We start from the raw sequence: 13,290 nt of genomic DNA, 5'->3' as shown, positions 1-13,290 counted from the left end.
CTGGGTCGAAAAAGGAAAATGATAACAGGCTATTAACAAATTCCTTTCTGCGGAGTCGCGCTGTGGTTGAGGCGGCCCCATCTTGCCTCATTCCTGCCCTTGTCGATACTCAAAGCACGCAATCTGGGGGAATGTAGCATGAGTATGACCGAAATGTTTCGGACCCGGGGCAATATGGGCGCCCGACTTCTGGAAGCGGCCAAGGGCCATTTCCGTGCCAGCCGTGAGGCCGCCGAACCGGTGGCCGACGAACGCCGACTCAAACGCCTTGCCGAACATGAGCGTGACAAGGAACTGCTGACCGAGGTCGAGCGCCACGATGTGGAGATGCTCAACCGCGTGCGCTCCGCGCTTTACGAGGACTGAGCCGGGTCCCGTCTGATCGTCTGCAGCACGAAAACCCGGATGGCCGAGGCCAGCCCCATATCGCCACGCGCCTCGTCGATCTCGATGGCCAGACCGTTGATGGTCTGACCGCGTTCGGCGGCGATGCGTCGAAACTCATGCCAGAATTCATCCTCCAGCGAGACCGAGGTTCGATGGCCCCGCAAGGTCAGGGAATGCTTGACCGGGCGGCCGCTCATTCTTCCTCGAACTTGTGCTGGTCAAGGTGACGCCGCGCCTTTTCGTCCCGCGCGGCGTCCAGCAGCTTCTGCGCCTTGGTGCGTCCATGCTTGACCGCGTTCGCATCGGCCCGGGCCTTTTTCTCGGCCCGGGCCTTTGCCTTGCGATGCTTGCCAAGGTTCACGATGCTCATTTCGGTCCGATCATGTCCTCTGGGCGCACGACGCGGTCAAAGGTCTCTTCGTCGACAAAGCCCAGCTTTACCGCCTCTTCGCGCAGGGTGGTGCCGTTCTTGTGGGCGGTCTTGGCGACGGTGGTGGCGTTGTCATAGCCGATGGTCGGCGCAAGGGCCGTGACCAGCATCAGGGATTCGGTCATCAGCTTTTCGATGCGCTCTTCATTGGCCTCGATACCCATCAGCATCCGCTCGGTGAAGCTGTCCGCCGCATCCCCGAGCAATTGCATGCTCTGCAACAGGTTGTAAGCCATCATCGGGTTGTAGACGTTCAGTTCGAAATGGCCCTGCGAGCCGGCAAAGCCGATCGCCGCGTCATTGCCCAGCACATGGGCGCAGACCTGTGTCATGGCCTCGGCCTGGGTGGGGTTGACCTTGCCCGGCATGATCGAGCTGCCCGGTTCGTTTTCAGGCAGGATCAGCTCGCCCAGGCCCGACCGGGGGCCGGAGCCGAGAAAGCGGATGTCGTTGGCGATCTTGTAGCAGGCCATCGCCGTGGTCTTGACCGCGCCGGACATGAAGACCATCGCGTCATGGGCGGCCAGGGCCTCGAACTTGTTGGGCGCGGTCACGAAGGGCAGGCCGGCGATCTCGGCCATGTTGGCGGCGACGGTGGTGTCCCAGCCCTTGGAGGTGTTCAACCCGGTGCCCACGGCGGTGCCGCCCTGGGCCAGTTCGTAGATCTTGGGGAGGGCCTGCTTGATGCGTTCGATGCCGTTCTCGATCTGCTGGGCATAGCCGGAGAATTCCTGCCCCAGGGTCAGCGGGGTGGCATCCTGGGTATGGGTGCGGCCGATCTTGATGATGTCGCGGAATTCCTCGGACTTGGCCCGCAGCCCGGCCAACAGCTTTTCCAGCCCCGGCAACAATGTGTCATGCACCGTCATGGCAGTGGCGATATGCATGGCGGTGGGGAAGGTGTCGTTCGAGGACTGGCCCATGTTGCAATGGTCATTTGGGTGGACCGGGTCCTTCGATCCGATCTCACCGCCAAGGATCTCGATGGCGCGGTTCGAGATCACCTCGTTGGCGTTCATGTTCGACTGGGTGCCGGACCCGGTTTGCCAAACAACAAGGGGGAAATGGTCATCCAGCTCGCCTGCGACGACCTCCGAGGCAGCCTGGATCATCGCATCGGCCAGCTTGGGGTCGAGCTTGCCGCTTTCCTTGTTCGCTTGCGCGCAGGCCTGCTTGATAACACCCAGAGCCCGCACAATGGCCACGGGCTGCTTTTCCCAGCCGATGGGAAAATTCATCAGGCTGCGCTGGGTCTGGGCGCCCCAGTAGCGGTCGGCGGGGACCTCAAGCGGGCCAAAGCTGTCGGATTCGGTGCGGGTTTCTGGGCGGGTCTTGGTCATGGATCTGTCCTTGCGGTATGCCGTTGTATGCCAAATACCGCCCCGAACCTGTGACCGCAACGGCCAGAATGCGGCGTTAGCGCTATTTCGGGGCTATTTGCGGAACTGGTCGAGGCTGACCACCTCGGCGTCCCGGTGGTCCTCATCCTCTGCCTCGGGTTCGGCCATTTCCTCCATCGGGGCGTCGTCGACCTCGTCTTCGTCGGGCTGGGTCTCGAAGCGCAGGCCGAACTCGACCGAGGGGTCCACGAAGGTCTTGATCGCGTCATAGGGGATGTAGAGCGGTTCCGGCGCATCGCCGAAATTCAGCGTGATGGCAAAGCCGTCCTCGGTCACGGTCAGGTTGTCGAACCAGTGCTGGATCACGATGGTCATTTCACCGGGGTAGCGATCGGACAGACAATCGGCGATTTCCACGTCCGGGTGCAGTGTGTCGAACGTGATGAAGAAATGGTGCTGGCCTGGCAGGCCGTCCTGTTCGATCCCGTGCAACACCTTGCGGATCAGGCCGCGCATGGCCTCGTGCATCAGGTTGCCGTAGTCGATGGTGCGGGTCACTTGGGGGATCCTTTGCTCTGTCTCGGTCAGCATACGGGATTCGGAAGGGGAGGAAAGGGCCTAGAACAAACCGGCGAGGACGGCGGCCGCCGTGGTCGCCCCAAGCGCCTGCAAAAGAGACCATTTTCGCCAAAAAAGCAGCGCGGCGGCAAAACAGGCGAGACCGAGGGCCAGCGGCGAGAAACTGCCCCAGTCCGGTGCCAGAAGCTGCATCGGGCCCATATTGAGCGTCTGGACGGAGGTGAACAGCACATGCGCCGCGAACCAGACCGACAGGTTTGCGATGACACCGACCACGGCGGCGGTGATCGCCGAAAGGGCCGCGTTGATCCGGGGGCGGTGTTCCAGCCAGTCGATCAGGGGCGCGCCCGCGAAGATCCAGATGAAGCAGGGCACGAAGGTGACCCAAAGCGTCATCAGCCCCGCCAACAGCCCCAGCCAGACGCCGCCGAGGTTCGAACCGGCGGTGATGCCGACGAATTCGGTGACAAGGATCAGAGGCCCGGGCGTCGTCTCGGCCAGCCCCAGCGCGTCCAGCATCTGCCCGGTGGTGATCCAGCCCTGGGCGGTGACCACTTCCTGCGTCATGTAGGCCAGCACTGCATAAGCCCCACCGAAGGTGACGACGGCCAACTTGGAAAAGAACAGACCCACGGACAGCAGGAAACTGTGCCCGGCCAGCGCGGCGGCGGCCAGTGGTGCGGCCCAAAGTGCGCCGCCGATCGCCAGCGGCCGCAGGCTGCGCCGCAGGTCGGGGCGCTGGCCCCCGTCCGGGGTGGGGCCGGAATACCGCAGCGCCCCCCAGAGCGCGGCGAGTGCGATCACCAGCGGAAAGGGCAGGTTGAACAGGAACAGCGCCAGGAAGGACAGCACCGCCAGCGCCTTGGCGCCGGGCGCGATCAAAGCCTTGGCCGACAGGCGCAGAATGGCCTGGATCACGATGACGACAACGGTGGCCTTGACCCCCAGGAACCCGGCCTGCACCAGCGGCAGGTCGGCATAGGCGCCATAGGCCATGGCCAGCGCCGCGATGACCAGGGCGCCGGGCAGCACGAACAGCCCGCCCGCGATCAGCCCGCCGGGCGCCCCGCGCAGCCGCCATCCCGCATAGGTGGCCAGCTGCATCGCCTCTGGACCCGGCAGCAACATGCAGAAGGACAGGGCGCGCAGGAATTGCGCCTCGGTCAACCACGGGCGGTCCTCGACAAGTTCGCGGTGCATCAGGGCGATCTGGGCGGCCGGTCCGCCAAAAGACAGAAGGCCGATGCGCCCGAAGACGCGGGTCAGCGCGCCTAGGGGTTGGGACATGAGACCATCAACCGCTCAAGCCCGTGAAAATGGTAGACATCCGCATAGCGGGGCGGCGCGGCCAGCGCCAGATCCGGGCAGCGATCGAACAACACCCGCAGCCCCAACAGCAATTCCATCCGCGCCAGCGGCGCGCCCACACAGAAATGGATGCCACCGCCGAAGCTGGTGGACAGCACACCGTCGCGTTTCGGGGCGAAGCGGGTCGGGTCCTCGAAGGTCAAAGGGCAGCGATTGGCCGCGCCCAGCATGCATTTCACCTGGTCGCCGCGCCGGAACCGATGGCCGAATAGCTCCACGTCCTCGTAAACCCAACGGTCGAAGATATGCAGCGGCGGATCGAAACGCAGGCACTCCTCGACCACCTCCTCGTCCACCTGACGGTGATCCTGTTCGATCAACAGTTTCACCGCGTTGCCCATGGCGTGAACCGTGGCCTCGTGGCCCGCGTTCAGCAGCAGGATGCAGGTCGAGATCAGTTCGTCCGTGGACAGCTTTTCGCCCGCTTCCTCGGCGGCGATCAACTCGGTTATCAGGTCCTCGCCGGGGCGGCTGCGGCGCTCGTCGATATAGCCTCGGAGGAAATTCGAAAACTCCGTGGAGGCAGTCATCGCCTCTTCTTCGATCTGCGGGGTGCGGCCAGCCTGATACATGGCGACCATCGCGGTGGACCAGGCCAGCAATTGGTCCGCCATGGCCTCGGGGACGCCCAGCAGGCGGCAGATGACGATCACCGGAATCCGCTGGCAATAGGCGGGCAGGAGGTCGAATTCGCCTTGGGGAAAGGCGTCGATCAATTCATGTGCGAGGGTCTCGACCTCGTCACGCATGCCGATGATGCGCCGCGAGGTAAAGGCGCGCAGGACCAGAGACCGCAGCCGGGTATGGCGCGGCGGCTCCAGTTCCAGCATGGAATGGGCCTCGATGTCATAGAAGGGGCGCAACCGGTCCGGGATCGGGGCCGCGTGGCCCTCGGGCACCTCGCGGCCCAGACGCCGATCCTTGAGCAGCGCCATGACCGCCGCGTAGGAGGTCGCGCAGACCGCGGCATAATCTTCCCACCAGAACAGGTCGCCGCCGGCGCGGGCCCGGTCGTAGAACGGGTAGGGGTTCTGGACGAAATCGGGATCGGTCGGGGATTGTCGCAGCCGCTGCATGGGTCAGTCGGCAGCTTCCAGCGCGGCGACGATGGGCAGGAAATCGTCGGCCTTGAGCGACGCCCCGCCCACAAGTGCCCCGTCCACATCGGCGACGCCGAAGATCTCGGCGGCATTCGCGGCCTTGACCGATCCGCCGTAAAGAATGCGGATGGCCAGACCTGTCTCGGTGCCGAACCGTTCGATCAGCGCATCGCGCAGGGCGTTGTGGACCGCGCCGATCTCGTCACGGGTGGGGGTCAGCCCGGTGCCGATGGCCCAGACCGGCTCATAGGCCAGGACCGTGTTTTCACCGGTGCAGCCCTCGGGCATGGACCCGGCCATCTGCCGATGCAGCACATCCAGCGTGTCGCCCGCGCGATATTCCGCCTCGGTCTCGCCGATGCACAGGATTGCAGTCAGCCCGGCGCGCCAGGCGGCCCGGGTCTTGGCATTGACGTCGGCATCGGTTTCGCCGTGGTCGGCGCGGCGCTCGGAATGGCCTGTGATGACATAGCTGGCGCCCGCATCGGCCAGCATCTCGGCCGAGATATCGCCGGTATGGGCACCGCTCGCGACGGCGTGGCAGTCCTCGCCCCCCACGGGCCAGCCAAGGGCCGCCATGCGGTGCACCAGTGTCGCCGGTCCGCAGATCGCGGTGTCGACCGACGGGGCGGGCTTGGCCGCAACCATCTTTTCCAGCTCGGCCAGGTCGGCGGCAAGCCCGTTCATCTTCCAGTTTCCGGCGGCGAATTTGCGGCGCATGGGCGGGTCTCCTCAGGATGGACGGGTTTCGGCTTGGCTTTGCCAAGAGATCACGGCATTTGGGGGCGAATGCAAGCAGGAAGGGGGCTGAAATGATCCCGAGAATAGATACGGCGGCCTTGTTGGCGGGCGATCCCGATGCGGTTTCGGCGGTGCGCCACGGGGCATCCGACATGGGATTCCTGACCCTTTACAATACGCCGATCCCGGCGGCGCAGGTGCAGGACGTAATCGCCGCCTACCGGGCCTTCTTTACCCTTCCGGCGGCGGAGAAGGCGCAGGTGGACATGGCGCGCACCGGGGCCAGCCGGGGATGGGGCGGGGCACGGTCCGAGCAGGTCGATCCGGACGCGAACCCCGATTACAAGCAGGTCTTCGACTGCGGGTTCGAGGCGCCCGAAACCGGCCTGCGCACCTATGCGCCCAACCTCTGGCCCGACAAGCCCGAGGGGTTCCGCGAAACGATCGAGGCCTATTACAAGGCCGCCTGCGCCTTTTCGGTGGACCTGCTGGGCGCCATTGCCGGGGCCATTGGCGAGGACAGGGGCTATTTCGCCGACAAGTTCGACCGGCCCATGGCGCTGCTGCGCGGGAACTATTACCCGCAACGCCCGGCCTGGGCGGGGGACAGGGATTTCGGCATCGCCACCCATACCGATTACGGCTGCCTGACGCTGCTGGCCACGGATGGCACGCCGGGGCTGGAGGTGCGCAAGCGCGGCGGCGGCTGGATCGCCGTCAATGCCGCGCCGGGCGAGTTCATCATCAATTTCGGCGAGATGCTGGAGATGTGGACCGATGGCCGGGTCGTGGCCACACCGCACCGGGTCAAGGGCAGCAGCGATGAACGCATCTCGGTGCCGCTGTTCTTCAACCCCAACCACGACACCAATGTCGCGCCGATCGGGTCGGACGACGTGATCCTGGCCGCCGACCACCTGCAAAAGCGCTACGACGAAACCTATGTCCATTTGCAGGACAAGGCGGGCTGAACAGGTGCCACACGGGTTCAGCGGGTGAAACCGGCCGCTTGGGCGGGCGCAAGGCCCTGCGCCAGGTTACAGGAACCGCAACGCCTCTCGCGCCAGCGCGCTGGCCTCTGATGGGTCTTCGCGGGCGTCATCCGGTATCGTCCAGTAAGGCATGGCACTGGTGCCGCCATCGGCGCGTTTATGCACCCAGCGGGTGCAGCCCTTGGCCTCAAGGTGATCCTGAAACGCACCAGCCCCCTTGATCATCAGCCCGTGATCGGGGTGGAGGATCGCGAAAATCCTGCCGTCATGGTAAAGGCAAAGCCCACCCATCATCCTGCGTGTTGTGATGTCACCGGGAAGGTCTGAAAAAAGGTCTTTGGCATAGGCGATCTCGGCGTCCGAGACCCCCATCAGCCGCGGCCCTGTTCCGCCGACAGTTCCTCGACATCCTTGAACTTGATGGATTCGCCGCAGCCGCAGGCATCCTCGACATTGGGATTGCGGAACTTGAACCCGGCTTCCAGCAGGCTGACCTCGTAGTCGATTTCCGTGCCGAAGAGGAACATCTGCGCCATGGGGGCGATCATCACCCGTGCGCCGTCCTGTTCGACCACCTCGTCATTGGGGTCGATCTCGTCGGCGTAATCCATGGTATATTCCATGCCCGCGCAGCCGCCCTTCTTGACGCCGATGCGCAGGCCGGACTTGCCGTCGCGCTGCATCAGCTTGGCAATCTGTTCCGTTGCCTTGGGCGTCAGGGTGACGGCCTGTTTGCCGGGAATACCGAACATCTGAGAGCTCCTGCTTTCGCTTTCCTGACCAATCTAGTTGGGCAAGGCGGTGATCTCAAGGGGCGGCTTACCGGGGCAGGGCGAAAGGCGGCAGGCTGTCCAGCAGGCCCTTTGTCGCCAGCGCCGCCAGGATGGCCCAGCCGAAAGAGGCTAGCGTGCCGATGATGACATATTCCGCGCTGCGCTGGTCGCGCGAGGCGGTGTCGAAACGCAGGATCGACTTGGCCGCGATCAGAAAGCCAACGCCGATCGGATGGCTGGTCAGGATGAAGGCAAAGATCAAACCGCGTTCCAGCAGGCCGATCTGGCGCCCGCCGTCGCGCAGCCCGGTATTGCGGATGCGCGGGCTGTGGGGCTGCATCAGGATGCCGACCGCGTATTGCCCGCCGGCAAGCGCCAGGATCGCGCCCGCCGTCACCGCCATGACCGGCAGCAGCCAGTCCTGACCCGCCCAGGCCCCGTTGGCCCAAAGCTCGGGCGCATAGACTGCGACCGCCGCCAGGGTCGCCAGGTGTGCGGCCTGGTCCAGCAGAAAGGCCGTCAACGACCGGAACCCGCCATAGGTCTTGATCGCATCGATGGCGACATGGGCCGCAGCCAGCGCCACCAGCGCGGGCGCGGTCACTGTGCCGATGGCAAGCTGCGCCGTGCCCAGCACCAGCGCGCCATGCAGCAAGAGCACCCCCGGATGCGCCTTGCGCCTGACCATCCAGCCGGTCTGCATCAGGAAATCGGCAGCCGTATGGGCCAGCAGCAGGGCGGTGAAGGTGGCGATCATGGCGTGCCTTCGAAATCATGGGCCTCGAAGGCCGATCTTGCGACAGCCAGCGCGTCATGGCCAGTCCCCTTGAGGCGGGATTCGAACGCCTGCCGCGAGATGCCCAGCCGTTCGGCACGTTTGGCATTGGTGTCCTGCCCGGTCTCCAGCAGGACCAGCGACAGGGCTTCGGCCTGCTCCGGCGTCCAGCCACGGGCAATCCAATCGACAAGGGCCACGACGGCATTGTGCCAGGGTTGGGCCCCGCCGCCACCCAGCAGCACCAGTTCCTTCCGGCGTGGCGCGCCCAAGGCGTGCAGCATGTCACCGGCCATGACGAAGGCCGGCCCGGCGGCATCCGACAAGTCGCTTGTGCCGGGACTCTCGATCCGGTCGATGCCGATGCCGATACGTGTGTCCAGACCTGTATCTGCGGCCCGCAACCCGGCCAGCAGGGCCAAGCAGAGGAACAGCGTTTGGCGCGGTTGCGTCAGTAGGATTTGCCAGCCATCGCCCCGGTGGCGGGTAAACCGCAGGTCGGTGTCGAGCAGCCGCGCGGCGCGGGATGCGGCATCCGACAGGGCGGCAAGGCTGTCCTCGATCACCTCGGTAGTCGCCTCGCGCGATCCGATCAGGTCACCGGTGAAGACGGTGGCATTCATAGGGGGTCTCGCCCTTGCATAATCAATATGCAATCCATAAGGGTTGCTTTTTGAAAATGCAATAAAAAAGGCTTGCTTACATGAAGCCCAGTTCCAGTCGCGCCTCGTCCGACATCATGTCCATGCCCCATTGCGGGTCCCATGTCAGTTCGACATCGGCCAATTGCACGCCCGGGACGGCGGCCACCGCATCGTGCACCCAGCCGGGCATCTCGCCTGCAACGGGGCAGCCCGGCGCGGTCAGGGTCATGATGACATGCACTTCGCCGGCCTCGGAAATCTCGATCGTGTAGACCAAACCGAGGTCATAGATATTTACTGGAATCTCGGGGTCATACACGGATCGGCACGCTTCCACGATCTGGTCGTAGAGCGGGTGATCGGTGGTCGAGGGCTTGATCAGCGGTGCGCCTTCCAAGGGTTGGCTCTGGTCGGTCATTGCGCGTTTCCCGATTTATTCCTGACCGTTCATATAAGATATGCGGGGGCGGGGTAAAGGGGGGCGCGGGACGCCCGTCGTCGATCAGGCCGGTTTCTTTTTCCGACGCGACGGGGCGGGGCGCACCTGTTCCTCGATATGATCGAACAGCTTGCCGGCCAGGTTCTTCTTGCTGGCCTTCTCGATGCCTTCGAGGCCCGGAGAGCTGTTGACCTCCAGCACTTTCGGCCCGTCTTCGGAGCGCAAGAGGTCCACACCGGCAACGCCCAGCCCGAAGGCCTTGGCGGCCTTGACCGCCACGCGGCGCTCGGCCGGCGAAATCCGGGTGGCCACCGCCGATCCGCCGCGGTGCAGGTTCGAGCGGAAATCGTCGCCATCCGAGGTGCGCTTCATCGACGCCACGACCTTGCCGGCAATGACGAAACAGCGAATGTCCTCGCCTGCGGCCTCCTTGACGAATTGCTGGACGAGGAAGTTCGCCTTGAGACCCCGAAACGCGTCGATCACGGATTCGGCGGCCTTCTTGGTTTCGGCCAGCACGACGCCCTTGCCCTGCGTGCTTTCCAGAAGTTTCACGATCAAAGGGGCGGATCCGACCAGCCCGATCAGGTTGCTGGTGTCCTTGGGGCTGGCGGCAAAGGCGGTGGTGGGCATGCCGACCTTCTGACCGGCCAGCACCTGGTGGGCATGCAGCTTGTCGCGGCTGGCGGAAATCCCGGCGCTGCTGTTCAGGCAATAGGTGCCCAGTGTCTCGAATTGCCGCACGATGGCGGTGCCATAGGGCGTGATCGAGGCGCCGATGCGCGGGATCACCGCGTCATAGCGGGGCAGGCGCTTGCCGTCGTAATGCACCTCGGGGGCCAGCGCGTTGATCGCCATGTAGCAGCGTGTTGTGTCGATGATTTCGACGGAGTGCCCGCGTTCTTCGCCTTCGTGGACAAGGCGCTTGGTCGAATAATTGTTGGCCTCGCGGCTCAGGACGGCGATGCGCAGCGCGCGGCGCGGCGCGACCTGCTTGATCTTGCGCGTTGTATAGACGTCGAACTTGCGTTCGGGCCGCAGGAACCGCTCGGTGGGCTGCACCACCACGTCATCGCGCAGCGCCTGGCGGCCCAGCAGCATCCGGCTTGCCATGGTGGCGCGGTCGGTCAGCGTCACCTCGATGGGCCAGGACTGCCCGTCGCCCACATCGACCATGGTCTCGATCACATAGCGCATCTCGATCTCGCCATTGGACGAGGTCACCTCGCGCCGGTCCACGACCGGGGCCGAACAGGTGATCGAAATATCGTCGCGTCCGGGGATCGGGTGCACGCCGAACCGCACCTTGGGGGCCCGCGATGATCCGAAGGCTTCGATGTCAAAGGCATGCAGCGCCGAAGTGCGCGCCCCGGTATCCACCTTGGCGCGCAGGGTGGGCAACCCGAGGTTCGGCAGGCCCAGCCATTCTTCCCATCCCAGACGAATTGGCTCGGCTTGCTGATCGGTCTCGGACATGGGCGCTCCTTTTCATTTCTGGCTACATGGGTAACAAGGCCGGACGGAATTGCAAAGGAAAGCCAGATGACGGAGAGGTTCGGGTTCCAGCTGAACGCCACGGACGGGGCGGCGCGCACCGGGGTCATATCGACCCCGCGGGGCGAGATCCGCACGCCCGCCTTCATGCCGGTGGGCACGGCGGCGACCGTGAAGGCGATGATGCCCGAAAGCGTCGCGGCCACGGGCGCGGATATCCTTCTGGGCAATACCTATCACCTTATGCTGCGCCCCGGCGCCGAGCGGATCGCGCGGCTGGGCGGGCTGCACAAGTTCATGAACTGGAGCAAGCCCATCCTGACGGATTCGGGGGGCTTTCAGGTCATGTCGCTGGCCGAATTGCGCAAGCTGACCGAAGAGGGCGTCACGTTCCGGTCTCATGTGGATGGGTCGAAACATGAGTTGACGCCGGAGCGGTCGATGGAGATCCAGCGCCTTCTGGGGTCCGACATCGTGATGTGTTTCGACGAATGCCCGGCCTTGCCCGCAACCGAAGAGGCCGTGGCCGAAAGCATGCGCCTGTCGATGCGATGGGCGCAGCGGTCGCGCGATGCCTTCGGCGACCGGCCGGGCCATGCGCTGTTCGGGATCATGCAGGGCGGTGTGACGCCCGAGCTGCGCGAGGAAAGCGCCGAGGCACTGAAATCCATCGGTTTCGAAGGCTATGCCATTGGCGGGCTGGCCGTGGGCGAGGGGCAAGAGGCGATGTTCGGCGTGCTGGATTATGCGCCGGGCTTCCTGCCCGAGGACAAGCCGCGCTACCTGATGGGCGTTGGCAAGCCCGATGATATCGTCGGCGCCGTCAAGCGCGGGGTGGACATGATGGATTGCGTCCTGCCCAGCCGGTCGGGGCGCACGGGTCAGGCCTGGACCCGGCGCGGGCAGGTCAACATCAAGAATGCCCGCCACGCCGACGATCCGCGCCCGCTGGACGCGGCCTGCACCTGTCCGGCCTGCGCCAATTATTCCCGCGCCTATCTGCATCACGTGTTCCGGGCCGGCGAGATGATCTCGGGTATGCTGCTGACCTGGCACAACCTGCATTATTATCAGGAAATCATGGCCGGAATGCGCGCCGCGATTGCCGAAGGGGCCTTTGCCGCGTGGGAGGCCGAGTTCCACGCCACACGGGCGCAGGGCGATATCGAGCCGCTTTAGGCGAAGACCTCGCTCTCAAGGCTGGAGCCCTTGGCCTTCACCCGTTTCTCAAGCAGCGCCACGCGACGATCAAGCTGCTTGCCCTGATGGTCATCGAGCCACTCGAACAGCCGGGTGGCCAGAGAGGCATTGTTGAAGGTCACGCACATGGTCACCTGGCGCTTTGACCCCAGATCCTTGATGTCATAGGCGACGCTTCCGGCATTGGCCTCGGGTGCGTCCAGCCTATTGGCATGAACGAACTCGTACAGACAGGACCGCGGCGGGTCCTGCGACAGGATCGTGCGGTGTTCCTCGATCTCCAGCTTGCGGTTGAGCTTTTCGATCACCCGGATGCGCGACGGATCGTCGGGATGGGCCTCGAAGGCGCGGATCATATCGCCCTCGGCCAGCGCCGCTTCGTGGCCCAGGCGGCCGACGAGCCCGTCATACAGCAGCCAGGCGGGCAGGGTGGTGCGGCAGCGCACGTCGTAGGTGGCGCGGCGGCGTCCGAAACGCCGGGTCACCGGCAGGTTCAAAGCCAGCACATAGAGACACAAGGGGACAATCCATGCCAGCGTGCCGCCCAACTCGGGTCGCCCCGGCACAAGTCCGTCGAACAGGCCCAGCTGGGCCAGGCCGACCTGCAGCACCAATAGCGGCAGGATCGGTGCCATGGCCCGAATATACCGCATAGCTGCACTGACAAGCCACGAAACCAGCGCAAACAGCAGCGCGGTCACGACGGAGCCGGCCACCCAGATGCCGGTCGGCAAGGCCACGTTCCCCTGAAGGCGCAAGCCGACAAGCAAGGCGATGATCCAGAGGATGAAGACATAAAGCGCCCGGCGACGTTCCCGGAAAAGCGCGCGACCAAAGCGGGTCAGAATACTGGCATGTTTCATGCGCCTGAGCCTGATCGCCCAACTCGTCAGGATTGGGGCGATATCCCGGCCATTTTTGAAACCGGGCCGGTTCACCGAGTTTTCCCCAAGAAAGATTGCCCTCTCCCTTGCAGGCCCGGAAAAGCGCGGGCACAAATGCATCACCGACGCGTGACCGGGCATGGT

18 protein-coding genes are annotated in these 13,290 nt (G+C 64.6%); 4 read left to right on the top strand and 14 right to left on the bottom strand.

Features of this window, described 5'->3' with window-relative positions; all coding sequences use genetic code 11:
• Nucleotides 1–138 precede the first annotated feature (138 nt).
• Nucleotides 139–366: a hypothetical protein gene (locus DFK10_RS02545; protein ID WP_146193216.1), complete on the top strand. Its 228-nt coding sequence runs from the start codon at nt 139–141 to the stop codon at nt 364–366.
• Here DFK10_RS02545 and DFK10_RS02540 read toward each other — a convergent pair.
• The 7 genes from DFK10_RS02540 to tpiA form a co-directional block, all read right to left on the bottom strand.
• Nucleotides 354–584, bottom strand: a complete 231-nt coding sequence (locus tag DFK10_RS02540; RefSeq protein ID WP_109386258.1) for a ribbon-helix-helix domain-containing protein — start codon at nt 582–584, stop codon at nt 354–356. The genes DFK10_RS02545 and DFK10_RS02540 overlap by 13 nt on opposite strands.
• Nucleotides 581–757: a DUF4169 family protein gene (locus DFK10_RS02535; protein WP_109386256.1), complete on the bottom strand. Its 177-nt coding sequence runs from the start codon at nt 755–757 to the stop codon at nt 581–583. The genes DFK10_RS02540 and DFK10_RS02535 overlap by 4 nt, the downstream gene beginning before the upstream one ends.
• Complete coding sequence (fumC, locus tag DFK10_RS02530; RefSeq protein WP_109386254.1) at nt 754–2,157, bottom strand: class II fumarate hydratase; 1,404 nt, start codon at nt 2,155–2,157, stop codon at nt 754–756. The genes DFK10_RS02535 and fumC overlap by 4 nt, the downstream gene beginning before the upstream one ends.
• 93 nt (nt 2,158–2,250) lie before the next feature.
• Nucleotides 2,251–2,715, bottom strand: coding sequence for an SspB family protein (locus tag DFK10_RS02525; protein WP_109386252.1), 465 nt, complete (start codon nt 2,713–2,715; stop codon nt 2,251–2,253).
• Between the two features lie 60 nt (nt 2,716–2,775).
• Nucleotides 2,776–4,023: a chromate efflux transporter gene (gene chrA, locus DFK10_RS02520; RefSeq protein WP_109386250.1), complete on the bottom strand. Its 1,248-nt coding sequence runs from the start codon at nt 4,021–4,023 to the stop codon at nt 2,776–2,778.
• Entirely contained in the window at nt 4,008–5,180 is a 1,173-nt protein-coding gene (locus DFK10_RS02515) for a cytochrome P450 (RefSeq protein WP_109386248.1), read from the bottom strand. The genes chrA and DFK10_RS02515 overlap by 16 nt, the downstream gene beginning before the upstream one ends.
• Nucleotides 5,181–5,183: 3 nt before the next feature.
• Entirely contained in the window at nt 5,184–5,924 is a 741-nt protein-coding gene (gene tpiA, locus DFK10_RS02510) for a triose-phosphate isomerase (RefSeq protein WP_109386246.1), read from the bottom strand.
• Between the two features lie 92 nt (nt 5,925–6,016).
• Between tpiA and DFK10_RS02505 the strand changes: the two genes are divergently transcribed.
• Entirely contained in the window at nt 6,017–6,916 is a 900-nt protein-coding gene (locus tag DFK10_RS02505) for an isopenicillin N synthase family dioxygenase (protein WP_109386244.1), read from the top strand.
• 66 nt (nt 6,917–6,982) lie between these two features.
• On the opposite strand, the gene DFK10_RS02500 is transcribed toward DFK10_RS02505, so the two are convergent.
• The 6 genes from DFK10_RS02500 to rimK form a co-directional block, all read right to left on the bottom strand.
• Entirely contained in the window at nt 6,983–7,309 is a 327-nt protein-coding gene (locus DFK10_RS02500; RefSeq protein ID WP_109386242.1) for a TfoX/Sxy family protein, read from the bottom strand.
• Entirely contained in the window at nt 7,309–7,689 is a 381-nt protein-coding gene (locus DFK10_RS02495) for a HesB/IscA family protein (protein ID WP_109386240.1), read from the bottom strand. Before DFK10_RS02495 ends, DFK10_RS02500 begins: the two co-directional genes overlap by 1 nt.
• Before the next feature lie 67 nt (nt 7,690–7,756).
• Entirely contained in the window at nt 7,757–8,467 is a 711-nt protein-coding gene (locus tag DFK10_RS02490; protein WP_109386238.1) for a DUF3307 domain-containing protein, read from the bottom strand.
• A complete protein-coding gene (locus tag DFK10_RS02485) occupies nt 8,464–9,108 on the bottom strand; it encodes a hypothetical protein (RefSeq protein ID WP_109386236.1) in 645 nt (214 codons plus the stop codon). The genes DFK10_RS02490 and DFK10_RS02485 overlap by 4 nt, the downstream gene beginning before the upstream one ends.
• Nucleotides 9,109–9,184: 76 nt before the next feature.
• Entirely contained in the window at nt 9,185–9,547 is a 363-nt protein-coding gene (locus tag DFK10_RS02480; RefSeq protein ID WP_109386234.1) for an SUF system Fe-S cluster assembly protein, read from the bottom strand.
• An 84-nt stretch (nt 9,548–9,631) separates the two neighbouring features.
• Nucleotides 9,632–11,044, bottom strand: a complete 1,413-nt coding sequence (gene rimK, locus DFK10_RS02475; RefSeq protein WP_109386232.1) for a 30S ribosomal protein S6--L-glutamate ligase — start codon at nt 11,042–11,044, stop codon at nt 9,632–9,634.
• A gap of 66 nt (nt 11,045–11,110) precedes the next feature.
• On the opposite strand from rimK, the gene tgt reads away from it, so the two are divergent.
• A complete protein-coding gene (tgt, locus tag DFK10_RS02470) occupies nt 11,111–12,241 on the top strand; it encodes a tRNA guanosine(34) transglycosylase Tgt (RefSeq protein WP_109386230.1) in 1,131 nt (376 codons plus the stop codon).
• On the opposite strand, the gene DFK10_RS02465 is transcribed toward tgt, so the two are convergent.
• Entirely contained in the window at nt 12,238–13,125 is an 888-nt protein-coding gene (locus DFK10_RS02465; protein ID WP_109386228.1) for a hypothetical protein, read from the bottom strand. The genes tgt and DFK10_RS02465 overlap by 4 nt on opposite strands.
• Between DFK10_RS02465 and DFK10_RS16400 the strand changes: the two genes are divergently transcribed.
• Nucleotides 13,124–13,279, top strand: coding sequence for a hypothetical protein (locus tag DFK10_RS16400; RefSeq protein WP_217810040.1), 156 nt, complete (start codon nt 13,124–13,126; stop codon nt 13,277–13,279). The genes DFK10_RS02465 and DFK10_RS16400 overlap by 2 nt on opposite strands.
• Nucleotides 13,280–13,290: the final 11 nt, after the last annotated feature.

It is taken from the genome of Salibaculum griseiflavum (genome assembly GCF_003129565.1).
Taxonomy (GTDB): Bacteria; Pseudomonadota; Alphaproteobacteria; order Rhodobacterales; family Rhodobacteraceae; genus Salibaculum; species Salibaculum griseiflavum.
The sequence above is the reverse complement of the archived record's forward strand: the minus strand, read 5'-3'. Positions and strand labels throughout refer to the sequence as shown.